This window comes from Nitrosomonas sp. Nm84, from assembly GCF_003201565.1.
In the GTDB taxonomy this organism is placed as follows: Bacteria; Pseudomonadota; Gammaproteobacteria; order Burkholderiales; family Nitrosomonadaceae; genus Nitrosomonas.
Window position 1 is genome coordinate 19,162 of record NZ_QJJP01000012.1, and the last position, 22,561, is coordinate 41,722.

Genomic DNA, 22,561 nt, shown 5'->3' on the forward strand with positions numbered 1-22,561 from the left:
TAATCCGCTTCATGCTCAATATTGATCTGCATTGTCATTCCACCATTTCTGATGGCTTGTTAACTCCCACACAATTAGTCGAACGGGCAGCCATCCGAGGTGTTGAAACGCTGGCTCTAACCGATCACGACGACATCGCCGGGCTTGCAGAAGCGCGCCAAATAGCCGAAACGAAAAATATCACATTTATAAACGGCGTGGAAATCTCTGTCAGCTGGCGCGGACGCACACTACACATTGTCGGGTTGGACATTGATCCGCAGTATACGCCACTCATTGAAGGCTTGGCCGTTGTCCGTGCAGGCCGCACGCAGCGCGCCGAGAATATCGCCGCAGAGCTCGCCAAAATCGGCATCCACGACAGTCTGGCAGGCGCTTATGCGTATGTGGGCGAGCAACGCTTGATTGGACGCACACACTTTGCGCGTTTTCTGGTCGAGCAAGGCTATGCTAAAGACGTCAAATCCGTATTTAAAAAATATCTGATCAAAGGCAAGCCGGGGTATACCCCTCACGAATGGGCAGCACTCAGCGATGCGATCGACTGGATTCGCGGCAGCGGAGGCCGGGCAGTCATTGCGCATCCGGGACGCTATCATTTGGGTAAAAATGTACTCAATGATCTATTCGATGAATTTTGCGCGTTAGGCGGAGCAGCCATCGAAGTGGTCACATCAAGCCACACACCAGAGCAAGTCATAGATTTTGCAAAACATGCACGGAACATGGATCTGATGGTTTCTTGCGGCTCAGATTTTCATGGTCCTGGTGAGAGTTATTACGATCTGGGCCAATTGCCCGAACTTCCGCTGGGATGCAAGCCGGTCTGGCATGACTGGAAAAATCTTACATCAATCGAATAATTTTCACGATATGCTACCCTAATCATTCTTTAATCCAGACATTTTCTTTACTGTGGCCCAATTCTTTTCAATTCACACCGACACACCGCATTTGCGCCTGATCCGGCAAGCTGTTGCGATAGTACGCAGCGGCGGAATCATCGTTTATCCCACGGACTCCTGTTATGCCCTGGGCTGCCATCTCGGCGACAAAGACGCGATGTCGCGCATCCGCACCATCCGGCAAGTGGACGATCATCATCATTTCACACTGGTGTGCCGGAATCTGGCGGAAATCTCCACCTACGCTAAAGTGGATAACAGCCAGTATCGGTTACTCAAAGCGACGACGCCCGGCAGTTATACGTTTATTTTGCAAGCAACGCGAGAAGTGCCGCGCCGCATGCAACATCCCAAGCGCAATACCATCGGCCTACGCATTCCCGATCATCCGGTTGTACTGGCGCTACTGGAAGAACTCGACGAACCCTTGCTCAGTTCCACGCTGGTATTGCCGGGGGATGAATTACCGATGAATGACGCGGAGGAAATCCGCGAACGCCTGGAGCATCAAGTAGAATTGGTGATGGATGCCGGCTCCTGCGGCATCGACATGACCACCGTGATTGATTTGACCAGCGACGTGCCCGAATTGATCCGACAAGGCAAAGGCAGCATAGAGCCCTTTGGAATCAGCCATGGATAGCATCATTCAAGGCATCGCTATTTATGCCTTACCGGTTATTTTTGCCATCACCATGCATGAGGCGGCACATGGTTATATCGCCAAACGGTTCGGTGACTTCACAGCCTTTAATGAAGGACGCATCAGCCTCAATCCGGTGCGACACATCGACCTGATCGGCACGATCCTGGTACCACTATCATTATTTATTCTCAGTAAGGTGACTGTCGGCGCAGGGTTCTTATTTGGTTGGGCCAAACCGGTGCCGGTTAATTTTTCCAATCTGCGCCACCCCAAACGCGATATGCTCTGGGTTGCCGCTGCCGGACCGGGTGCTAATCTGCTGATGGCGTTTTTTTGGGCGTTGATGATCAAACTGGCCATTTTCATGCCCGAAAGCAGTTTTGCAAAACCATTGGCACTTATGGGAATCGCAGGTATTGAAATCAATGTCGTATTGATGGTGCTCAACCTGCTGCCGCTGCCCCCGCTGGATGGTGGTCGCATGGCGGTCAGTTTATTGCCGCACCGCTTGGCTTATCAATTCTCCCGCATCGAACCTTACGGCTTTATGATATTACTGGCATTGTTATTCAGCGGTGTACTGGGTGCCGTGATCGGGCCAGCAATCACCTGGGCCAAAATAATGATTGTGTCAGTTTTTGGATTATATATTTAACAACGTTTTAAATTTAGGAAATCAACATGTTTGCTGATCGCGTTTTATCAGGCATGCGCCCCACCGGCAGCCTGCATTTAGGACATTATCATGGCGTACTAAAAAACTGGGTAAAGTTGCAACAACAATACGAATGCCTGTTTTTTGTCGCCGACTGGCATGCCTTGACGACTCATTACGATACGCCGGAAATTATCGAGCAAAATGTTTGGGATATGGTGATTGACTGGCTGGCTGCTGGCGTCGATCCATCACAGGCGATTTTATTCATTCAATCCAAGGTCCCGGCGCATGCGGAACTGTATTTATTGCTGTCGATGATGACACCGCTCGGCTGGCTGGAACGCGTGCCCACTTACAAAGATCAACAGGAAAAACTATCCGAGAAAGACCTCAGCACTTATGGTTTTCTCGGCTACCCGCTGCTACAAAGCGCAGATATTCTGATTTACCGCGCCAATCGGGTGCCAGTTGGTGAAGACCAAGCGCCACACCTGGAATTTACGCGCGAAATTTCCCGCCGTTTCAATCATATTTATGGCAAAGAAGCCGGCTTTGAAGAAAAAGCTGAGTTGGCCATCAAGAAGCTGGGCTCAAAAAAATCAAAACTGTATGCCGAGCTGCGCACGCTGTATCAAGAAAAGGGCGATGAAAATGCACTGGAAGAAGCCAAATCATTACTGAATGAACAACAGAATCTCAGCCTAGGTGACCGCGAACGCTTATTTGGCTACCTGGAAGGCGGCGGTAAAATGATCTTGAACGAACCAGAAACCCTGCTCACCGCGGCCTCCAAAATGCCTGGACTGGATGGCCAGAAAATGTCCAAGTCTTATAACAACACCATCAGCCTACGGGAAGATCCCGAAAGCATTCGCAAGAAAATCCGCACCATGCCCACCGATCCGGCGCGAGTGCGACGTAGCGACCCAGGCGACCCTGCCAAATGCCCGGTATGGCAATTCCATTTGGTCTATTCCGATGACAGTACGCAAGAATGGGTGCAACACGGTTGCCGGAACGCGGAAATCGGTTGCCTGGATTGCAAATCACCCGTCATTGATGCGATCCTGGCTGAACAAGCGCCGATGGTCGAGCGCATCAGGCAATACCAAGAAGACCCGACGCTAGTACGCAACATCATTGCAGACGGTTGTGAGAAAGCCAACAAATTGGCGGAAGAAACCATGCGCGACATCCGCAAAGCGATGGGACTCAGTTACTCCTGATGCACTTCGTACTGGATTAATGCAACCACAACCGAATACGTTGTATAGCGCAGTGAATTCAGTGAGTGATTCTGTCGACGTATCTCCCATAGCCAAAATCTGTGGCGAGCCCTTGCTGGAAATTCCGCAGGATCTTTATATTCCACCGGATGCGCTCGAAGTTTTCCTGGATACCTTTCAGGGACCGTTGGACTTACTGCTCTATCTGATCCGCAAGCATAATCTGAATATTCTGGATATTCCGATGGCCGAACTCACTCTGCAATACATGACCTATGTTGACATGATGCGCGTTGATCAACTGGAACTGGCCGCCGAATATCTGCTGATGACTGCGTTGCTGATTGAAATCAAATCGCGCATGTTGCTGCCCACTCCAAAAACGGAAATGGAAGAAGAGCACGATCCACGCGCTGAACTGGTGCGGCGTTTACTCGAATACGAGCAAATGAAAAAAGCCGCATCACGCCTGAATGAATTACCGCAAGCTGAGCGTGACTTCACCGTCATTCAGGTATGGATCGAACAAAACGTTGCCGAACAATTACCCAATATCAATCTGGATGATTTGCGACATGCCTGGACTACCATCCTGACGCGTGCCAAAGTCAACCGTCATCATCAAGTCAAACGTGAGATGCTTTCCGTACGTGCTTATATGAGTCAGGTTTTACGCGATCTGCGCGGACAGGAACAAGTGGAATTCTACGACTTGTTTAGCCCGACAGCGACTGCCGCTGAAGTTGTGGTTACCTTTCTGGCAATTCTGGAACTGGCTAAGGAATTGCTACTGGAAATTTCTCAATCCCAAGATTTTGGAATCATTTATGTCCGCTCAATCGACGCCGCCGAATCAGCCTGACGCATTGGACTCACTCACGCCTGAGAAAACCAGTAAAATTCTCGAAGCCGCATTGCTGACAACGCAGGAGCCTTTGCCTATTAATGAGCTGAGAAAATTATTCAACCATGAATTGAGCGCTGCATTGCTATCCAAAATACTGGAAGAAATTCGCGAGAAATGGCGCGATAGCGGTGTAGAACTGGTCACTGTAGCGAGCGGCTGGCGCTTTCAGACCAAAGCTGAGATACAGCCGTATCTGGATCGACTGACTCCACAAAAAACACTCCGGTATTCACGTGCCATTATGGAAACACTCGCCATTATTGCCTATCGTCAACCCGTGACGCGTGGTGATATTGAAGAAATCCGTGGCGTCAGCGTGTCCAGTTCGGTGCTCAAAACACTCACTACGCGTGGCTGGATTGAAGCAGTCGGACACCGCAACGTACCCGGAAAACCGGCATTGTTTGCCACGACATCACAGTTTCTGGATGATTTGAATTTACGTACTTTAGAAGAACTCCCGCCACTTGAAGAAATGAGATCGCTGATCGAGTCCAGCGATAACCACCAAGAATTACCTTTTTCTGCACCTGAAGCGTCAGATCGTTAGATTTCCCGACAATTTGACTAAATAGGCTTGGCAGTCCGCTGTACTTCAATCAGTTCCGGTGTCAGATGTGGCGCAATCACCTGCAGCAACTGTCCGAATACTTTCGGATTTCCGGCAATAACCTGGCCGCTCTCCAACTGTGTTCCGTTGCCTTCCAAATCACCAACCAATCCGCCCGCTTCGGTAATCAGCAAGCAGCCAGCCGCCATATCCCACGGTGCCAATCCAATTTCCCAGAAACCGTCATAGCGACCCGCTGCCACATAGGCCAGATCCAATGCTGCCGAACCTGGCCGCCGAATCCCCGCAGTGCGCGGCACAATGTCCTTTAGCATGGCAAAGTAAGCATCGATATGCGTCAAATCCCGAAATGGAATTCCCGTACCGATCAAGCAATCTTCAAACCGTGACCGCTTACTGACACGAATGCGGTGATCGTTCAAATAAGCGCCACTACCCCGGCTGGCGGTAAATAACTCATTCAAGACGGGATCGTAAACTACTGCGTGGCTCAGCACGCCTTTGTGCCGGACCGCAATGGAAACCGAATACTTGGGAAAACCATGCAGAAAATTGGTTGTGCCATCCAGCGGATCAATAATCCATTGAAACTCGGATTTTTTATGATCACCTTGGCGACCGCTTTCTTCCGCCAGAATCGCATGATCGGGATAAGCCGTTAATAACACCTTGATGATAGCGTCTTCAGCCGCACCATCCACTTCACTGACATAATCGCTGTGCGATTTTTTCGACACATTGAGCAAATCCAGATTCTGTGATGCCCGATTAATAATACTGCCAGCACGGCGCGCGGCTTTCACCGCGATGGTTAGCATTGGATGCATGTTTTTGATTCAGAATTAAACAGAAGCGCGATTTTAATATGAATCCACCTTGCTCGCTTGGTTTTATATAGTTAAAAACACTGTGCAGGTAAAAAAATTATTCCTTTTACCGGGCAGCATAACAAAAAAAAACACCTCACAAAAAATAGTGAGGTGTAAAGGCTTCGTAAGCTCTCATACCCTTCTGTTGCACACGAAACAAAAATACAATGCTATAAAAACGAGGAAAGACTATTAATTTTTTGCCTAAACCAATGTACTGCTAATTCATCGCTTTTTCTCTCGCCTTCCTCAGCATTTGAATCTTTAGAAACCAATTCCAACATAACCACCCGCCGTCATGCCACTCAAATTAACGCCGTCTGTCCTGCCGGCTGTCAAGTGATAGCGACCCTCAATGCCGACAAAGAAATCCTTCCAGATGTTGTAATCAACACCCGCACCAAATTGAACTCCAGGCGCCAGAACCGTAATGGATTCGGATGGCGGGCTCATGACGTGAACTGCCAAACCTGCAGGAATAATCCAGGGTCTAATTTTTGACCCTTCGAAAAATTTTATTTTGGGTGATGCGGATACTGTAAATTGGCTAACCGTTACATTAACCGGATTCACTGCGCCGCCTGCTAACATGCTGGGAGCATTACCTACTGCTCCATTGCCCAGAACATGCGCACCAAATTGCTTATACTCAAACATCAGTTCTGCAAAAACAGTCGTCTTGGGTAGAAGTCCCCACATATCTCTGGTCAGCCCCCAATCAATACCAGCTCCAACATACCAACCTTGCTTATCAGATTGATCCTGAGCTCCAACCGGAGACACTTGACTTTGTATGGACACACCGTCGCGGTGATTCATCATGTGCGCAAAGCCGCCACGGAAGTGCAGCAAACGAGTTTTTTCTGTTATATCCGAACCAATGCGTTGCGTTAATGGATCTACCCTTTCTGTCAACACAACCTTCCTTTCTTCGAGACTATTTAATTTCTGTTCTGTCTGACTAGTTGTTTGCTCTATACTTCTAACCTTTTGCGCAGCCTGAGCGGATTCAGATTTCATTTTTTGCAATTCAGCCTGAATGGCCTGCAAGCTTTGTTCCAATTGCTTGATACGTTCCGCCGCCTTATCATAAGCCAGCGCATTGGGCGCTGCCATTGCACCGACTACAACAAATAAACTCGCAGCGATGCGGGAAGCCTGCCGCATTCTGTCAAAAATATTTTTCACTTGAGTCTCCTTTTATATATTTTCTTTATTTTTAGGTTCTAGATTGAAATCTGATAATAGATAAACGTTAAAATAGGAACCTTGATCTGTATCAAGTTATTATCAATCAGTATTTATTTTTGAAAAATTTTATGAGTTCCAGCGTTAGATCTTGCTCTTCTTTTCCATCGGTGGAGAGTGCACTCAGAGAGCCCAACGGCTTATTGGCAGCCGGCGGAGATCTTTCGCCACAGCGTTTGCTTGAGGCTTACAGCAAAGGTATTTTTCCTTGGTTTAACGAAGACGACCCAATATTTTGGTGGAGCCCTGATCCACGTATGGTACTGTTTCCCAGTGAATTAAAGATTTCTCGCTCTTTGCGCAAAACACTTGACAAGGACCACTACCAAATTCGCACCGATTGCAGTTTCAGCCAGGTTATGCACGCATGCGCTGCACCGCGTAAAGGACAAGCCGGCACTTGGATACACCCGGAGATGATCGCCGCTTACACTGCGCTGCATGAAATGGGATTGGCGCATTGCGTGGAAACCTGGGTGGATGGCGTACTTGTCGGCGGACTTTATGGTGTAGCGCTGGATAAGGTGTTTTTCGGCGAATCCATGTTTTCGCGCGTACCGGATGCATCAAAAATCGCCTTCGTACATCTGGTAAAGCAATTACAATATTGGGGGTTTGGTTTGATTGATTGTCAGGTTAGAACTGACCATCTGGCAACTTTGGGTGCACGGGAAATTTCCAGACTGGAATTCAGTCAAAAGTTAGAGACGCTGATAACCCAATTTGAACCGAGCAGTCATTGGAATTTCGATCGTACAATGAGCGATACCCGTGCTTAAATTTCACACTACCCACCCTTATTCCTGTAGCTATTTACCCGACAGGCTGGCGTGTTCTGAAGTGGTCACGCCGGATTATCCGATCGACGCGCAAACGTATGGGAAATTACTGCAGGCTGGGTTTCGCCGTAGCGGTCATTATATTTATCGCCCCAATTGTGAACATTGTCATGCTTGCCTATCGGTACGCGTCAATGTCAATGCGTTTGTTTACAAGCGTGCGCAACGCCGCGCATGGAAGCATCATCAACATCTGACAGCTACGCAGCACGCACTTCATTACAAAGCGGATCATTATGCACTCTATCAACATTATCAGACAAAACGCCATGCGGGTGGCGGTATGGACAATGATTGCTTTGAGCAGTACCAGAATTTTTTATTACAAAGTCATGTGAATTCCAAACTGGTCGAATTCCATGAAGGTGAAGCGTTACGCATGATCAGTATTATCGATGTGCTGCCCGACGGACTTTCATCGGTTTATACTTTTTATGACGCAGATGTCACCCATGCAAGTTTTGGCACTTACAACATCCTATGGCAGATTGAACAGTGCCGGAAACTTGGTTTACCTTATCTGTATCTGGGCTACTGGATCAAAGAGAACCGCAAGATGCGCTATAAAGTCAATTTTCAACCATTGGAAATCCTAATGGATGGTCAATGGCAATTGCTGGATAGCGACAGTCTTACTTGAAACGTATTTAAACCGCCAGTCGTTCAGGATAAAATTCCGCATGCTCTATACACTCCTTCGCCCACTGCTTTTCAAACTTGACCCGGAATCCGCGCATTGCATTACTTTCAGCGCAATTGAGAATGCCAGAAAACTCGGATTACTGAAAAACACGCCGATTGTCTGTCAGCCACGTACAATCATGGGCTTGGCTTTCCCCAACCCCGTCGGACTTGCCGCCGGATTGGACAAAAATGGCGAGCACTTGGGTGCACTCGCTGCGTTGGGATTTGGTTTTATTGAGATTGGCACGGTGACACCACGACCTCAGTCAGGTAATCCGGCGCCGCGTATTTTTCGTGTTCCTGAAGCAAATGCCGTGATTAATCGATTGGGCTTTAATAATCATGGCGTGGATCGCTTGATAGAAAATGTCAAACGTTCGGATTATCAAGGCGTACTGGGCATTAACATCGGCAAGAATTTTGATACGCCGTTGGAGAAAGCAGCGGATGATTATCTGATTGGCTTACGAAAAGTTTATCGCTATGCCAGTTACATCACTGTCAATATTTCATCGCCGAATACACAAAATTTGCGGCAATTACAAGCTACCGATGCGCTCGATCAACTGTTGGGCCAACTAAAATCCGAGCAAGTAAAACTGGCACAAGTGCATGGAAAATATGTGCCGATGGTGGTAAAAATTGCCCCCGATCTTGAGGTGGCACAAATTGAGTCAATTGCTGCCTCACTGATGAAACATCAAGTGGATGGTGTGATTGCGACCAATACAACCATCTCACGCACTGGAATCGAGCATCTGCCAATAGCACAGGAAAGCGGCGGATTAAGCGGCGCTCCGCTGACGCAGCGTGCCACCGCGGTTATTCATCAACTGCATCACTGTTTACAAGGTGCCATTCCTATCATTGGTGTCGGCGGCATTATGTCGGCACGCGATGCGCAGGATAAACTCAAAGCCGGCGCCAGCTTGATACAGTTATATACCGGTTTGATTTATCGTGGCCCTGATTTGGTCAAAGAAATTGCACAGGCCGTTTGTGCCGACAAAGCAAAACGGAGCTTTGATTAAAATGGATCAGCAACTGATAGAAAAAATAGATGCCATTTTGCCGCAAACCCAATGTGGGCAATGCGGTTTCTCCGGATGCAGGCCTTATGCGGAAGCCATCGCGACAGGCCACGCGGATATTAATCAGTGCCCGCCCGGAGATGTCGAAGGCATTTATAAATTGGCGGAATTGCTGGGTGTACAACCTAAGCCGCTGAATACATCGCATGGTTTTCCCAAACCCAGATCCATCGCCTCGATCGATGAGCGCATGTGCATCGGCTGCACATTTTGCATTCAATCCTGTCCTGTCGATGCCATCGTCGGTGCGGCCAAACAAATGCACACCGTGATTGCTGCAGAATGTACAGGGTGTGAACTATGCATTGCCCCCTGCCCGATGAATTGCATCAGCTTGATTCCGATCGATGAACATATGAATGACGTACTTAATCTGCCAGCCGATACGATTAAGAAGCAGGTTGCAGATAGGGCGCGTTCACGCTATCAATTCAGGCAACAACGGCTTGAACGAGAGAAACAAGCCAATAACAAATCACTCAAACACAAAAATATCGTGCAATCCGCGATAACCCCAGCATCAGCGGAAGAGCGCAAGCAGGCCATTGTTCAAGCAGCGATAAAGCGTGCAATAGCCGCTCGAACACGGGCAGCCTCAAACAATTCACCGACAAAACCCCATGAACTCAGCTAAGCGTCATGAAATTTTTGCTTGTCTGAAATCAGCAAATCCGCATCCCACCACTGAATTGGAATACCGTTCGCCATTTGAACTATTGATCGCTGTTATTCTCTCCGCGCAAGCCACCGACAAAAGCGTAAATCTGGCAACCAGAAAATTATTTCCACAGGCCAGTACTCCCGAAAAAATTCTTGCCTTGGGTGAGCAGGGCTTAACCGAATTTATAAAAAGTATTGGATTATATAAAACCAAGGCCAAGAATATTCTGGCAACCTGCCAATTACTGATACAGCAGCACCATAGCAAGGTGCCTCGCACACGGGAACAACTGGAGAAATTACCCGGCGTTGGGCGTAAAACGGCGAATGTGATTCTGAACACAGCATTTGGCGAACCTACCATCGCAGTCGATACGCACATTTTCCGGATTGCTAATCGCACCGGTATTGCACCCGGCAAGAATGTTCTGGAGGTAGAATTAAAGCTACTCAAAGTAGTGCCCAAAGAGTTTCGCCTGGATGCGCACCATTGGCTCATTCTTCACGGTCGATACGTGTGTAAAGCCAGAAAACCGGAATGTGCAGTATGCAAGATTAACCATCTCTGCGAGTATAAAAACAAAACTATTTGAGCTCGATCACACTATGTTTAAACCGTCCAGAGAACAGGCACGCCAATTATTTTTTGATACCTGGCGCAGGTATCGCCAAGGGGAAATATTATCGGGTATTGAGACGATTGCACTGGAAGCGATATTGCTGCACCCGGAATATCATCACATCCTGGATGATGCCGAGCGCTATCTTGATAAGGATTATTTACCTGAGATGGGTGATACCAATCCGTTTTTACATATGAGCATGCATGTGGCGATCAAAGAACAATTATCAATCAACCAGCCCGTCGGTATTTGTGAACGCTTTGCACGCCTGCAGATAAATGTAGGGGATGAGCATGCAGCTGCACATCTAATGATGGAATGTTTAGCGGAAATGATCTGGCAAGCGCAGCGCATGCAATCTGCACCGGATGCAACGATTTATTTTGAATGTCTGGACAGACAGCTCAATTCAATAGATCAATAAGAAAACGGGATAAAACCAATCCGTAATTTTATCCCATTCTTAAATTTGAAAACCCAACAAATTTGTTTTTATTGGTGTTTGTGTTGAACTCTACTTGTTCGAGTTCAGATTGCCTGGTTGGCTTGAATAATAGAAGGCCAAATTTTCAATATCTGCTTTACTCAAATTAGCGACCATTCCAGCCATAATTGGATCGTTCCTGGTACCAGATTTATAATCGCTCAGTGCTTTTACTAAGTATGTTCTGTATTGTCCACCAATCTTTGGGAAAGCAGGCGCTGGGCTATTACCATCAGCACCATGACATGAAGCACAAACTTCAGCTGCTTTACTTTTACCTGCTTCAATATCAGCAGCCATTACTTGACTAGATAGTATCAAGGCTGCACCGCTCAAAGCGGCTATCACATAATTCTTCATAATTCGTTCCTTGCGTTAATGACTTAATTAATTTTTGGCATAATAAGCGGCAAGATCCTCAATATCTTGCTGAGATAATGTTTTAGCAAGGCCTGTCATAGTAGGATGACTGCGGGTGCCATTTTTGTAGCCTTCCAATGCTTTTATGATGTACTCTGCATGCTGTCCACCCAGTTTAGGAACATGATAAGCAGATGGGAAAGCTGTCTTGTAGCCGGGAATTCCGTGGCACCCTTCACACATTGAGGTTTTGTCCTTTGCTGCTGCTGCATCCCCAGCCGCCTGAGTTACCCCAGAAAATGCAAAAAGCATACCCAAGGCAAGTAATAAACTCATAATCGATTTTTGTTTCATGTAACCTCCTCTTCTCAAAAGTTGAACTTTAAACGATGCGCCCGATTTGGTCAATGTATAAGTGCAAGCATGTCCATGTTGTTTATGGGGAAATTTGTCGCAGGCGCTACGTTTTCATGGTAGATTTTGACTCTAATTTTTCCCATCTTGCAAGACAATCTGTTAGTTCTTCTTCAATCATAGTAAAGCGGGCTTGTAACGCTTTTACTTCATCTGGAAAATCACGATAAATAGTTGGTTCGTTCAGACGCAATGTAATATTCGCTTGCTCTCGCTCCAAGGTATCAATTTTACCAGGTAATGACTCAAGCTCGCGCGCTTCTTGATAACTCAGTTTTTTAGCTCGAACAAGCTCGGGGGATCTAGAAATACTGGGTGACGAAGTTTCTGACTGCTTCGATGATATTTTCTGCCGCCTAATATCATCTTCAAAATTTCTTGCACGTACCCAATCTTCGTAACCGCCAATATATTCACATAATTTTCCATTTCCTTCAAATGCAATTACTTGCGTTACTACATTATCAAGAAATTCACGGTCGTGACTGACCAGAAATAATGTACCGGTATAGTCCTGCAACAAGGTTTCCAGTAGCTCGAGTGTCTCAATATCCAGATCATTGGTTGGTTCGTCCAGCACCAAGACATTGGCAGGGCGGGTAAATAAACGTGCCAACAATAAACGATTTCTTTCACCCCCTGACAGGGATTTGACTGGAGAGCGAGCACGCTCCGGTGCAAACAGGAAATCCTCCAGATAGCTGATGACATGCTTGCGCTTACCGTTAATCTCCACAAATTCAGAACCCTGACTGATGGTATCCGTCAGAATCATATCTTCATTGAGCTGCTCACGCATTTGATCAAAATAAGCAACCGCTAGCTTGGTGCCTTGTTGAATTTTACCGGAATCAGGTTGTAACTCACCGAGGATCAATTTTAATAAGGTCGATTTTCCAGCACCGTTGGGTCCTAGTAACCCTACTCGATCACCCCGCATAACACGACAGGAGAAATCTTCGATAATGATTTTATCACCGTAATTTTTACTGACATGTTCCAGCTCAGCAACCAGTTTACCCGAGCGCTCGCCTACATCCACACTGATATTGGCTTTGCCCACTTTTTCTCGTCGCGCCGCACGCTCCAGGCGCAATGCTTCTAATTTTCTAACCCTGCCCTCATTACGGGTGCGTCGTGCTTCAATTCCTTTACGTATCCAGACTTCTTCCTGTGCCAAGACTTTATCAAATTTCTGGTTATGAACCGCTTCAACTTCCAGCATTTCTGCTTTTTTGCGTTGATAATCGGTAAATTTCCCGGAAAAAGATTCCAATTTTCCGCGATCCAGCTCGATGATTCTTGTCGCCACATTATCCAGAAAGCGCCGATCATGCGTAATAAACAGGACACTCCCCAAGAAATCTTGCAGCAATCCTTCCAACCATTCAATGGATGAAAAATCGAGATGATTAGTGGGTTCATCAAGTAACAACACATCAGGCGATACCACCAGCGCACGCGCCAGCGCCACTCTTTTTTTTAGGCCACCGGAAAGGTGCGCAATCAAAGTATCTGTAGGCAGATTGAGTTTGTCGATGACCGTCTCTATTTTTGCTTGCAGATTCCAACCTTCCTGAGCCTCTAGAGCACCTTGCAGATCTTGTAATCGAATCAGTAGCGCTTGCGTATCTTCTGTCGCTTCACTTAACGCATGAGAGACTGCATGATAATCCAGCAATATCTGACTGATGTTACCCAGACCCGTTGCAACTTCCTGATAGACCGTATTAGCGGGACTCAGTATGGGTTCTTGTGGCACATAAGCCAACTTCAAGTTAGGAGCAAGCCAAAGTATGCCATCGTCCAGTTTTATTTCACTTGATAAGGCGCGCAGCAAACTTGATTTACCTCCGCCATTTCTACCGATCAAACCAACACGCTCACCCGGATCAAGCTGTAAGCTTGCATGATCCAGCAAGGCATGATGGCCAAAAGCCAAACAGGCATTTTCCAGTGTAATAAGTGGCATCGGGGAAGTTTAAAACTGCTGATCTGTGGAATTCATCAGGATTTTCAAGGAAACAAGCGACTATTTTGTCATGCTTTATCAAGCTTGGCAAAACAAGTATAAATAAAAATGGAGCCCGAAGACTCCATTTTTACATTATGTCCCTAATCTCTAAAGCGCACTGAGTTGGAAAGTTCAGATTAATTGAATCATTCCGCTGCTGTCACACTGATTTTTTTCGGTTGCACGGCTTCACGCTTTGGTATCACAACTTCCAGCACGCCATGTTTCGACGATGCCGAGATTGCTGCAGCATTTGCCGTATCCGGCAAACTGAAACGTCTGTAGAAGGAACCGTACGTGCGCTCAACACGCTTATAACCTTCTTTCTCAGTTTTACTTTCCGATTTCTTCTCGCCTTTGATTGTGAGTACACCATCTTCCATGCTGATATCTATCTCTTCAGGCTTGACACCGGGAATATCGGCATGAATAACAAATTTATCGGCTTCTTCCTTAATATCAACGGCAGGCGCCCACTCCGCAGTTGCAGTAGAGCCTTCAGCAACGTTGCGTTCCAATTCCCTTTGCAGTTGACTCAATAAACCCCAGGGTTCATAACGTGTAATGGCCATAATACATTTCTCCTTATCGATTAAAAAAGTACATTGCGTATCAACAACATCAACGCCCCATTCAATCTGTAATCGCTAAACTTTCAATGCGGCGTTTTTACAGTTACAACAATACAACTTCAGAAACCGATATAAGGATCATTCGTTTTTTTTCAAGCGACCAAACAAAAAGCTAATAGAAAATTATCGGCAGCCATTGTAAAAGTGATTCTATCGCGCATAACGACGCCGCAACCCGAAAATGATCGCAACAGGCACCAACAGCAGTAGAGCAATCCATAACCCATTACGCTTAAACCATTCCGATGGATTTGCCTGAACAGAAAAGCTCGCTTCGGCAAGATCAAGAACTTTGGTGCTCTGCTGACCATTATGTTGCGTTACTAGATGCAGCTGAAATTTCAACTCATGAGATCCCGATGATTCCGGTGTAACACGCCAGCGCCAATCTGCCTTCCCGCCATATACAGATAGCTGTTCTTGCGGCCCCTGCTTGTCAATCGCAAAATCCTCACCTGCAATTTCCGCCTTCATGTTTGGCGACACCACGCCGACAATCCCTTGTATTGCGGTGCCTTCAGATGCTGTCGAAACAATTTCGTTCAAAAACTTAGAAAGCTGCTTCGTTTCCAGATTTAGAGTCACGTCGAAAGGTTCATATTGTTTGGCTGCTGATGGGATTGTGATCGCATTACTATCAATCGGAATCTTCATCATCAGCGTATTAAAATGCTTTTTAGCCGACAGCATATGCATAAAAGAATTGACCGAGAAGGGTACGACTAATAAAACCAGCAATAATGCGGCCGGCATGATCAGATTAAAATTCAAACCAGATTCAGGTTCTGAACTGCGCATGATTCCTCCAACTGATTATTCATCCATAGAGCCAGATCATATCATTCTTGAAGAATGAACTGAGCAAATCGGAAGTATCAAGCTCCGCCTGATGATCTAAATTCATCAGTTGAGCCAGCGCTATCATCCGGTTGGGCTCATGTGTAGTAGTTCAGATTTGATCTAACATTAAGGTCTTGTCAAAGGATGGGATTACCCGGTTCGATATGCTTTATTGGAGTACTCAATGTCCTAAGAAAATAAAAAAGGGAGCTGAAAAGAACATTCTCGGCTCCCTTTTCTATGAATACAAATACCTATTATGCTTTTGGAGGTGTTCCTTCTTTGTTTCCTGCAACGGCATCGATTTGGACTAAAGCATCTTTAAGTAACGCTGATACGCCAATTATTCTTCGCGCAGGAACACCGCCTGGAAAAAATGTTGTGTAAACCTCGTCTACAGCATCAATATCTGCGATATTTTTAAGGGCAATATTTATTTTAACTACATCGTCCATACTATGGTCGATACTTTCTAAAATTGCCTTGATATTTTTTAAGCACTGCCCAGCCTGTTCTTTTACACCACCAGCTACCACTTTACCTGATTTTGGATCGATACCTAACTGAGCTGAAATATGGTTGTAATGAGAAAAAGCCACAGTTTGTGTAGATAGAGAGTCTTTTGGTGCGTTTTCCGTATTGTTTGCTTCTATGATGATTCCATGCCTGTCTTCAACAGCTTGCGGGGGCGTACCGTCTCCGTGTGACACAACTGCCTCAATTTGTACCAAAGCATGCATAGGTAAAGCTGCTACTTCAATTATTGTCCGTGCAGGGAAATAACCTACGGCTCTGGCGATACCCGAGTCTGGGAAGAGTGTTGTATAAACTTCGTTTACGGCTTCAATATCCGAGAGGCTTTTAAGGAATATAGTGATTCTAACAATATCGTCAAAAGGAACATCGATACTTTCTAAAATTGCTTTGATATTTTTTAAGCATTGCCTAGCCTGCTCTTTTACACCACCAGCTACAATTGTTCCAGATTTTGGATCGATAGGTAATTGAGCTGAAAGATTGTTGTAATGAGAAAAAGCTACAGTTTGTGTAGATAGCGGATTTTTTGGCGCATTGCTCGTGTTATTTGTAAGCTTTATGAGGTTGCCTGCCTGTGGCGCGTTTGGAATTGAACCTACACCGTTTGAAACAAGTGCTTCAATTTGTACCAAAGCATCCATAGGTAAAGCTGCAACTGCGACTGTTGTCCGTGTAGGAACATAGGTCGGAAAGAATGTTTTATAAACTTCGTCTACAGCGTCAATATCTGAGATATTTTTAACGAATACGGTGATTCTAATAACATCGCTCATTGCATGGTCGATGCTTTCTACAATTGCCTTAATATTTCTTAAGCATTGCTCAGCCTGCTCTTTTACGCCACCAGCTACAATCTCACCAGATTTTGGATCGATAGGTAATTGAGCTGAAAGATTATTGTAATGAGAGAAAGCTACAGTTTGTGAACATGGCCCCACACCTTTTGGAGCACTGTTCGTATTTCTTGCCAATACAACATTATAGCCACTCATGACAGCATTCCTCTTTAGTTTAGTTAAATTTAATTTAGATATGTATAGAAGCAATAAGCCGCTTTTTTGATCCGGCCGGAAAATATCAGATACCCAATATCCTGTCAAACAATCCAGCAGATAGTCACAAAACTGAGCGTTTATTAAGGAGCAGGTTAAACTTGTAATGCTCCTTGGTCTCGTCATGGGGATAGGTTCAGAGCGCTCGGAACAAATTTATTTGTTTCTTGTGCAATCATACATTGGGTCACCCATTAGCCCGCTTTTCTATCGATAGCCTCAGATTAGCCTGCAACTAACCATATCCTTTGAGCTCCTTGCGAGCTACCAGATAATCCGGATAAACACTTTCCACCCTTTCCCAAAACGCAGGCGAGTGATTCATTTCAATCAAGTGCGACAGTTCGTGCGCCACCACGTAATCGACTAAATGCAGCGGCATCTGGATCAAACGCCAGTTCAAGTGGATGATGCCGCGGCTGTTGCAACTGCCCCAGCGGGTTTTGGCGCGCGACAGGCGGAATGGGGGTACGGACACATTCAAGGCTTGCGCATACACCGCAATGCGTTGTTTGAAACAGGCGATGGCTTGCTGGCCATACCAGACCATGACGAATTTTTCGATTTGGCGGGGATTGAGTTGCGACGTGAATTGTTCCGCAAATGCCGAATCTGCTACTTCATTGGCGGATTGACATGCCATTTGTATCTCACCCGAGGGTCTCAGCGCAATGCGCCACGGCTCGCCCAATAATGGGTATGTCGCATCATGCGCCCATGTCAACGCAAGACTTTGTTTGCATTGCCAGTGCTGAAGCTTTTTCGTGATCCAATTCGCTTTTTCCTGCAGGATGGTTTCAATATGAGGTAGTGCGGTTTGTAATGGCACACTGATACTCAAACCATGACCGTCAATTCTTAAACCGATGGATTTGCGCTTACAGCGTTTGAGCGTATACGTTATTTCCTGGCCATTTAAAATGGTTTGTACGAACACTTTCTATGTTTTTAGCTGCTTTGGATGACTGATACGCAGCATTTCTGCTTCAATCCAGGCTTCCACTTTCGCATTCAATTCGCCCGCTTCCATGCCGGTGGGGTCGATGGGTGCGCCAATGCTGACAGTAATCGTACCCGGGTGTTTAACAAAAGAATTTCTCCCCCACAACTCGCCGGCATTATGCGCCACTGGTACTACTAGTGTATTAGTATGCGTCGCCAACCACGCGCCACCAATGCGATATTTGCCGCGTTGCCCCGGTGGAATGCGCGTGCCTTCGGGGAAAATCACGATCCAGAATCCTTGTTGCAACCGGTCTTTGCCTTGCTCGACAATTTGTTCCAGCGCTTTTTTTCTCGCACTCCGGTCGATGGCGATCGGGCTGGTCATCGCCAATCCCCAACCAAAAAAAGGAATGCGCAACAATTCCTTTTTAAGTACCCACACCTGCGGTGGGAAAATTTTCTGGAAAGCCAGTGTTTCCCATGCCGACTGATGCTTGGAAAGCACGATGCTCGGGGTTTTAGGGATATGCTCCGCGCCGATGATTTGGTAGCGAATACCGCACAGGTGTCGCAGCAGAAACAACATGATCATTGTCCAACTGGAAGTGACGCGATAGCGGTTATGCGGTGATAAGGGGAAACAGGCCAGCGTCAGCAATGCATACGGTGGCGTAATGATGATTTGCAGCAACATATACAGGGTCGAACGCACAATCGCCTGCATCATGCTCCTCCGACCAGCGCATCGGCCACCGCTGCCAAATCCTCGAAAATCTGCGTGTTGGCGGGAATCTCATCCGCAGCGCGGGTTTTCTGTCCGTTGCCGGTCAGCACCAGCATCGGTAGCGCGTTGACTGCGGCGGCAACCTGCAGATCCTTTAATGAGTCACCCACTACTGGAACATTTCTTAAATTAACACCATACCGCTGCATGATTTCATCCAGCATACCGGTCGCGGGTTTACGGCACAGGCATTTATCCGCGTTAGTGTGCGGACAAAAAAATATGGCATCGATACGCCCACCGGCATGATGAACCGCCTTATACATTTTGTCGTTGATCGCGTTGTAAGTCGCCATGTCGATTAACCCGCGGCCAATACCCGACTGATTGGTGGCGATGATCACGCGATAACCGGCATGCGTCAGCTGGGCGATCGCATCCAGACTGCCGGGAATGGGAATCCATTCATCCGGTATTTTAATAAACGTATCACTGCTCTGATTAATCACACCATTTTGGTCGAGAATGATCAGTTTCATATCAGTTTGCCAGCTTTGAAAGATCGGCTATCCGGTTCATGATCTGATGGAGCTGCGCCAATAAGACGAGGCGGTTATTGCGCAATTTTTCATCGTCAACGTTCACCATCACATGATCGAAAAAGGTATCGACCGGAGCTTTCAAGGCGGCGAGTATTTGCAGGGAAGTGGTGTAATCTCCGGCGTCAAAAGCCTCTTTAGTTTTGGAAGAAAGGCTGGTTAATGCCTGATGCAGCGCTTGTTCGGCGAGTTCCTGCAGCAAACTGGCATCCACCTCTTTATTGATGCCACCATTCGTTTTCTTAAGGATATTGCCAACCCGCTTGTTGGCAACCGCCAGACTGACCGCCTCGGGCAATACTGCAAAAGCGCGTACGGCGGCGAGGCGTTTGGGAATATCACTTAAATTTTGCGGATTCAAACTGAGAACAGCGTCGACTTCCTGTGCGGTGTAGCCTTGCTCACGTAAATTTCCAGCGAGGCGTTCATGGATAAAAGTCAGCAACTGTTTGCCCGATTCTTTTGCAACAATCCATTGTTTTGAAACAATACTTGATAGCTGCAAGCTTGCCCATTGCTTAGGAATTTCCTTATCTTCTATAATTTCAATCACCTGTTGAATCAATTTATCCAACTCAAGGGGTAAGCTTTTCTCAATTAATATGCGGATAACACCAAGTGCATGGCGACGTAATGCAAACGGATCTTTGTCACCGGTCGGAATTTGACCGATTCCAAACATGTTCACCAATGTTTCCAGTTTATCTGCCAATGCAACACAGACACCAACTAGGTTGCGCGGCAATTCGTCGCCAGCAAAGCGCGGCTTGTAGTGATCTTCAATGGCAAACGCAATATCGTCGCCCAATCCTTCATGCTGCGCATAATAGCGTCCCATAATGCCTTGCAGTTCTGGGAATTCACCCACCATATCCGTGAGCAAATCCGCTTTCGCCAGCGTAGCGGCCTCATAAGCCTGAGCAGCCAGTGCATCGCCATCCAATTGCTGTCCGATCATGCTTGCGATCGCTCGGACATAGTGCATGCGCAGCCCCTGCGTACCCAGTTTATTGTGGTAAACCACCTTATCCAATGCCGGCAAGCGCGACGCCAGTGTTTTTTTACGATCCTGGTCAAAGAAAAACTTGGCATCGGCCAAACGTGAACGCACCACGCGCTCGTTTCCGGCAATCACCAGACCTGGATCGGTGGGTCGGATATTGGAAACCAGCAGAAACTTGTTGGCCAGCTTTCCTTGCGCATCCAGCAGCGGCAAATATTTCTGATTGGCTTTCATGGTCAGAATCAAACATTCCTGCGGCACTTGCAGAAATTCCTCAGCAAATTTCCCTGCCAACACGTTGGGATGTTCAACCAATGCGGTGACTTCGTCCAACAAAGCGTCATCATCAACCGGGGTGAGATTTTCCTTCACAGCAGCGACAGCGAGCTGACGCTCAATTTCCACGCGGCGCTCGGCAAAACTGGCAATCACGGCACCTTCAGTCAGCAGTTGTTGTGCATAGCTATCCGCATTGTGCAACACGATGGGATTTACTTTGGCTTCAAAACGATGTCCCTGCGTTTCGCGCCCGGCTTGCAAACCGAGGATATTCACCGGAACAATTTCGGCACCATGTAATGCGATCAATGCATGCACCGGACGTACAAAATTGACGCTGCTCCAGCCGTCTGCCAGCTGGTACGTCATGACTTTGGGAATCGGCAATTGACCGATCGCTTCCTGCAAGGCTTTTTGCAGACCGTCAGTTAGCAGCATGCCCTTGGCGACAACATCCAAAAACAAGGTTTCGGTCTTGCCGTCCATCACGCGCTTGAGGTGCGGCACCACTGAGGCATCCGCCCCAAGGCTCGCCAGTTTTTTCAATAACGGCGGTGTTGCCTGGCCTTGCGCATCCAATCCGACCGCGACCGGCATCAATTTCTGCGTGACCGCTTTATCGGCGGCTTGCGCTGATACGCCGGTAATATGTACCGCCAGACGTCGCGGCGAGGCATACGCGGTAACCTGCGCACCCGCCGCCAAAAGATCTTGCGCTTTCAAGCCGGCAACCAATAATTCCGCAAAGCTGTTGCCAAGCTGCTTCAGCGACTTAGGCGGCAGTTCCTCGACCAACAATTCAACGAGTAGATTTTTGGTCATGATGCAGATTCCACGATATCCGGCATTTGCGCAACCCATTCAGGAGGTGCCATGGGAAAATTCAGCTTTTTACGGCTGTCGTAATACGCTTTGGCGACCTGCCGCGACAGATTTCGGATACGTCCGATATAGGCAGCACGTTCGGTGACTGAAATAGCGCCGCGCGCATCCAGCAGATTAAACGTATGCGCCGCTTTCAGCACTTGCTCGTAGGCTGGCAACGCTAATTGCTGCGCGATTAAATGATTCGCCTGCGCCTCGTGCTTACCGAAGGCCAGAAACAGAAATTCGGTGTCGCTTTGTTCAAAGTTATATTTCGATTGCTCCACCTCGTTTTGATGGTACACATCGTGGTAACTCAATCCTTTGGTCCAAACCAGATCAAATACACTTTCCACGCCTTGCAGATACATCGCCAAGCGTTCCAGTCCATACGTAATTTCTCCCGTGATCGGTTTGCAATCAATGCCGCCGACTTGTTGGAAATAAGTAAATTGCGTGACTTCCATGCCATTGAGCCAAGTTTCCCAACCTAAGCCCCAAGCACCCAACGTGGGATTCTCCCAATCGTCCTCAACCAGGCGCACATCATTTTGCGTCAAATCAAATCCCAACTCGCGCAATGATTCAAAATACAAATCCAGAATATTTTTCGGGGCCGGTTTGAGCACTACCTGGAACTGATAATAATGCTGCAAGCGATTGGGATTGTCGCCATAACGACCGTCTTTAGGCCGGCGCGATGGTTGCACGTACGCCGCTTTCCACGGCTCGGGGCCGATAGCGCGCAAAAAAGTGGCGGTATGACTCGTTCCCGCGCCCACTTCCATATCGTAAGGCTGCAAAATTGCACAGCCCTGCTTGGCCCAATACTGTTGCAGTTTAAGAATAATTTCTTGGAAAGTCAGTGTCGGCATGAAGAATCTGGA

Annotated in this window: 25 protein-coding genes; 12 read left to right on the plus strand and 13 right to left on the minus strand. The window is 47.1% G+C overall.

The features are described from left to right. Positions 1 to 11: 11 nt before the first annotated feature. Genes C8R34_RS07765 through scpB form a run of 6 tightly spaced genes read left to right on the plus strand, consistent with a single transcriptional unit; the run spans position 12 to position 4,892 of the window. Positions 12 to 863, plus strand: a complete 852-nt coding sequence (locus C8R34_RS07765) for a 3',5'-nucleoside bisphosphate phosphatase (RefSeq protein WP_110339506.1) — start codon at positions 12 to 14, stop codon at positions 861 to 863. Between the two features lie 52 nt (positions 864 to 915). Continuing rightward, on the plus strand, positions 916 to 1,548 hold the full coding sequence (locus C8R34_RS07770; protein WP_110339508.1) for an L-threonylcarbamoyladenylate synthase: 633 nt from the start codon (positions 916 to 918) through the stop codon (positions 1,546 to 1,548). Continuing rightward, complete coding sequence (locus C8R34_RS07775; protein ID WP_110339510.1) at positions 1,541 to 2,206, plus strand: site-2 protease family protein; 666 nt, start codon at positions 1,541 to 1,543, stop codon at positions 2,204 to 2,206. The genes C8R34_RS07770 and C8R34_RS07775 overlap by 8 nt, the downstream gene beginning before the upstream one ends. 26 nt (positions 2,207 to 2,232) lie before the next feature. Continuing rightward, positions 2,233 to 3,435, plus strand: a complete 1,203-nt coding sequence (locus tag C8R34_RS07780) for a tryptophan--tRNA ligase (RefSeq protein WP_110339512.1) — start codon at positions 2,233 to 2,235, stop codon at positions 3,433 to 3,435. Positions 3,436 to 3,454: 19 nt separating this feature from the next. Further along, positions 3,455 to 4,297: a ScpA family protein gene (locus C8R34_RS07785; RefSeq protein WP_110339514.1), complete on the plus strand. Its 843-nt coding sequence runs from the start codon at positions 3,455 to 3,457 to the stop codon at positions 4,295 to 4,297. Next, positions 4,263 to 4,892, plus strand: a complete 630-nt coding sequence (scpB, locus tag C8R34_RS07790) for an SMC-Scp complex subunit ScpB (protein ID WP_110339516.1) — start codon at positions 4,263 to 4,265, stop codon at positions 4,890 to 4,892. The genes C8R34_RS07785 and scpB overlap by 35 nt, the downstream gene beginning before the upstream one ends. Positions 4,893 to 4,909: 17 nt before the next feature. On the opposite strand, the gene C8R34_RS07795 is transcribed toward scpB, so the two are convergent. Continuing rightward, positions 4,910 to 5,740 (minus strand): inositol monophosphatase family protein, encoded by an 831-nt coding sequence (locus tag C8R34_RS07795; protein ID WP_110339518.1) that lies wholly within the window; start codon positions 5,738 to 5,740, stop codon positions 4,910 to 4,912. Positions 5,741 to 6,046: 306 nt separating this feature from the next. After that, on the minus strand, positions 6,047 to 6,970 hold the full coding sequence (locus tag C8R34_RS07800; protein WP_110339520.1) for a porin family protein: 924 nt from the start codon (positions 6,968 to 6,970) through the stop codon (positions 6,047 to 6,049). A 131-nt stretch (positions 6,971 to 7,101) separates the two neighbouring features. On the opposite strand from C8R34_RS07800, the gene aat reads away from it, so the two are divergent. The 6 genes from aat to C8R34_RS07830 are packed head-to-tail and all read left to right on the plus strand — an operon-like array spanning position 7,102 to position 11,351. Beyond that, positions 7,102 to 7,809, plus strand: a complete 708-nt coding sequence (aat, locus tag C8R34_RS07805; RefSeq protein WP_110339522.1) for a leucyl/phenylalanyl-tRNA--protein transferase — start codon at positions 7,102 to 7,104, stop codon at positions 7,807 to 7,809. Next, positions 7,802 to 8,509, plus strand: coding sequence for an arginyltransferase (locus tag C8R34_RS07810; protein WP_110339524.1), 708 nt, complete (start codon positions 7,802 to 7,804; stop codon positions 8,507 to 8,509). The genes aat and C8R34_RS07810 overlap by 8 nt, the downstream gene beginning before the upstream one ends. A 40-nt stretch (positions 8,510 to 8,549) precedes the next feature. After that, a complete protein-coding gene (locus C8R34_RS07815; RefSeq protein ID WP_110339526.1) occupies positions 8,550 to 9,584 on the plus strand; it encodes a quinone-dependent dihydroorotate dehydrogenase in 1,035 nt (344 codons plus the stop codon). 1 nt (position 9,585) lies between these two features. Continuing rightward, entirely contained in the window at positions 9,586 to 10,278 is a 693-nt protein-coding gene (gene rsxB / locus C8R34_RS07820) for an electron transport complex subunit RsxB (protein WP_110339528.1), read from the plus strand. Continuing rightward, positions 10,265 to 10,897: an endonuclease III gene (nth, locus tag C8R34_RS07825; protein ID WP_110339530.1), complete on the plus strand. Its 633-nt coding sequence runs from the start codon at positions 10,265 to 10,267 to the stop codon at positions 10,895 to 10,897. The genes rsxB and nth overlap by 14 nt, the downstream gene beginning before the upstream one ends. Positions 10,898 to 10,910: 13 nt before the next feature. Next, on the plus strand, positions 10,911 to 11,351 hold the full coding sequence (locus C8R34_RS07830; protein ID WP_110339532.1) for a DUF1841 family protein: 441 nt from the start codon (positions 10,911 to 10,913) through the stop codon (positions 11,349 to 11,351). Between the two features lie 90 nt (positions 11,352 to 11,441). On the opposite strand, the gene C8R34_RS07835 is transcribed toward C8R34_RS07830, so the two are convergent. The 11 genes from C8R34_RS07835 to glyQ all read right to left on the minus strand — a co-directional run bounded on the left by C8R34_RS07835 (position 11,442) and on the right by glyQ (position 22,549). After that, entirely contained in the window at positions 11,442 to 11,771 is a 330-nt protein-coding gene (locus C8R34_RS07835) for a cytochrome c (RefSeq protein ID WP_110339534.1), read from the minus strand. 27 nt (positions 11,772 to 11,798) lie between these two features. Next, on the minus strand, positions 11,799 to 12,125 hold the full coding sequence (locus C8R34_RS07840; protein ID WP_110339536.1) for a cytochrome c: 327 nt from the start codon (positions 12,123 to 12,125) through the stop codon (positions 11,799 to 11,801). Positions 12,126 to 12,231: 106 nt separating this feature from the next. Further along, entirely contained in the window at positions 12,232 to 14,157 is a 1,926-nt protein-coding gene (locus C8R34_RS07845) for an ATP-binding cassette domain-containing protein (RefSeq protein WP_110339538.1), read from the minus strand. 188 nt (positions 14,158 to 14,345) lie between these two features. Then, the gene (locus C8R34_RS07850; RefSeq protein WP_110339540.1) at positions 14,346 to 14,771 is read right to left on the minus strand and encodes an Hsp20/alpha crystallin family protein; all 426 of its coding nucleotides are present in this window, start codon (positions 14,769 to 14,771) and stop codon (positions 14,346 to 14,348) included. A 210-nt stretch (positions 14,772 to 14,981) separates the two neighbouring features. Further along, positions 14,982 to 15,629, minus strand: coding sequence for a hypothetical protein (locus C8R34_RS07855; RefSeq protein WP_110339542.1), 648 nt, complete (start codon positions 15,627 to 15,629; stop codon positions 14,982 to 14,984). Between the two features lie 299 nt (positions 15,630 to 15,928). Further along, on the minus strand, positions 15,929 to 17,200 hold the full coding sequence (locus C8R34_RS07860) for a RidA family protein (protein WP_110339544.1): 1,272 nt from the start codon (positions 17,198 to 17,200) through the stop codon (positions 15,929 to 15,931). A 295-nt stretch (positions 17,201 to 17,495) separates the two neighbouring features. Further along, entirely contained in the window at positions 17,496 to 18,197 is a 702-nt protein-coding gene (locus tag C8R34_RS07865; protein WP_110339546.1) for a M48 family metallopeptidase, read from the minus strand. Positions 18,198 to 18,200: 3 nt separating this feature from the next. After that, the gene (locus tag C8R34_RS07870; protein ID WP_110339548.1) at positions 18,201 to 18,932 is read right to left on the minus strand and encodes a 1-acyl-sn-glycerol-3-phosphate acyltransferase; all 732 of its coding nucleotides are present in this window, start codon (positions 18,930 to 18,932) and stop codon (positions 18,201 to 18,203) included. Next, entirely contained in the window at positions 18,929 to 19,468 is a 540-nt protein-coding gene (gene gmhB / locus C8R34_RS07875) for a D-glycero-beta-D-manno-heptose 1,7-bisphosphate 7-phosphatase (protein WP_110339550.1), read from the minus strand. Before gmhB ends, C8R34_RS07870 begins: the two co-directional genes overlap by 4 nt. Before the next feature lies 1 nt (position 19,469). Beyond that, on the minus strand, positions 19,470 to 21,632 hold the full coding sequence (gene glyS, locus C8R34_RS07880) for a glycine--tRNA ligase subunit beta (protein WP_110339552.1): 2,163 nt from the start codon (positions 21,630 to 21,632) through the stop codon (positions 19,470 to 19,472). Next, the gene (gene glyQ / locus C8R34_RS07885) at positions 21,629 to 22,549 is read right to left on the minus strand and encodes a glycine--tRNA ligase subunit alpha (protein ID WP_110339554.1); all 921 of its coding nucleotides are present in this window, start codon (positions 22,547 to 22,549) and stop codon (positions 21,629 to 21,631) included. The genes glyS and glyQ overlap by 4 nt, the downstream gene beginning before the upstream one ends. Positions 22,550 to 22,561: the final 12 nt, after the last annotated feature.

Excerpts from the sequence above, each read along its gene's own strand:
- C8R34_RS07765 (WP_110339506.1), top strand. The coding sequence starts at position 12 with ATGCTCAATATTGATCTGCATTGTCATTCCACCATTTCTGATGGCTTG.
- C8R34_RS07775 (WP_110339510.1), top strand. The coding sequence starts at position 1,541 with ATGGATAGCATCATTCAAGGCATCGCTATTTATGCCTTACCGGTTATT.
- C8R34_RS07780 (WP_110339512.1), top strand. The coding sequence starts at position 2,233 with ATGTTTGCTGATCGCGTTTTATCAGGCATGCGCCCCACCGGCAGCCTG.
- C8R34_RS07785 (WP_110339514.1), top strand. The coding sequence starts at position 3,455 with ATGCAACCACAACCGAATACGTTGTATAGCGCAGTGAATTCAGTGAGT.
- scpB (WP_110339516.1), top strand. The coding sequence starts at position 4,263 with ATGTCCGCTCAATCGACGCCGCCGAATCAGCCTGACGCATTGGACTCA.
- C8R34_RS07795 (WP_110339518.1), bottom strand. The coding sequence starts at position 5,740 with ATGCATCCAATGCTAACCATCGCGGTGAAAGCCGCGCGCCGTGCTGGC.
- aat (WP_110339522.1), top strand. The coding sequence starts at position 7,102 with ATGAGTTCCAGCGTTAGATCTTGCTCTTCTTTTCCATCGGTGGAGAGT.
- C8R34_RS07815 (WP_110339526.1), top strand. The coding sequence starts at position 8,550 with ATGCTCTATACACTCCTTCGCCCACTGCTTTTCAAACTTGACCCGGAA.
- rsxB (WP_110339528.1), top strand. The coding sequence starts at position 9,586 with ATGGATCAGCAACTGATAGAAAAAATAGATGCCATTTTGCCGCAAACC.
- nth (WP_110339530.1), top strand. The coding sequence starts at position 10,265 with ATGAACTCAGCTAAGCGTCATGAAATTTTTGCTTGTCTGAAATCAGCA.
- C8R34_RS07830 (WP_110339532.1), top strand. The coding sequence starts at position 10,911 with ATGTTTAAACCGTCCAGAGAACAGGCACGCCAATTATTTTTTGATACC.
- C8R34_RS07835 (WP_110339534.1), bottom strand. The coding sequence starts at position 11,771 with ATGAAGAATTATGTGATAGCCGCTTTGAGCGGTGCAGCCTTGATACTA.
- C8R34_RS07840 (WP_110339536.1), bottom strand. The coding sequence starts at position 12,125 with ATGAAACAAAAATCGATTATGAGTTTATTACTTGCCTTGGGTATGCTT.
- C8R34_RS07845 (WP_110339538.1), bottom strand. The coding sequence starts at position 14,157 with ATGCCACTTATTACACTGGAAAATGCCTGTTTGGCTTTTGGCCATCAT.
- C8R34_RS07850 (WP_110339540.1), bottom strand. The coding sequence starts at position 14,771 with ATGGCCATTACACGTTATGAACCCTGGGGTTTATTGAGTCAACTGCAA.
- C8R34_RS07855 (WP_110339542.1), bottom strand. The coding sequence starts at position 15,629 with ATGCGCAGTTCAGAACCTGAATCTGGTTTGAATTTTAATCTGATCATG.
- C8R34_RS07860 (WP_110339544.1), bottom strand. The coding sequence starts at position 17,200 with ATGAGTGGCTATAATGTTGTATTGGCAAGAAATACGAACAGTGCTCCA.
- C8R34_RS07870 (WP_110339548.1), bottom strand. The coding sequence starts at position 18,932 with ATGATGCAGGCGATTGTGCGTTCGACCCTGTATATGTTGCTGCAAATC.
- gmhB (WP_110339550.1), bottom strand. The coding sequence starts at position 19,468 with ATGAAACTGATCATTCTCGACCAAAATGGTGTGATTAATCAGAGCAGT.
- glyS (WP_110339552.1), bottom strand. The coding sequence starts at position 21,632 with ATGACCAAAAATCTACTCGTTGAATTGTTGGTCGAGGAACTGCCGCCT.
- glyQ (WP_110339554.1), bottom strand. The coding sequence starts at position 22,549 with ATGCCGACACTGACTTTCCAAGAAATTATTCTTAAACTGCAACAGTAT.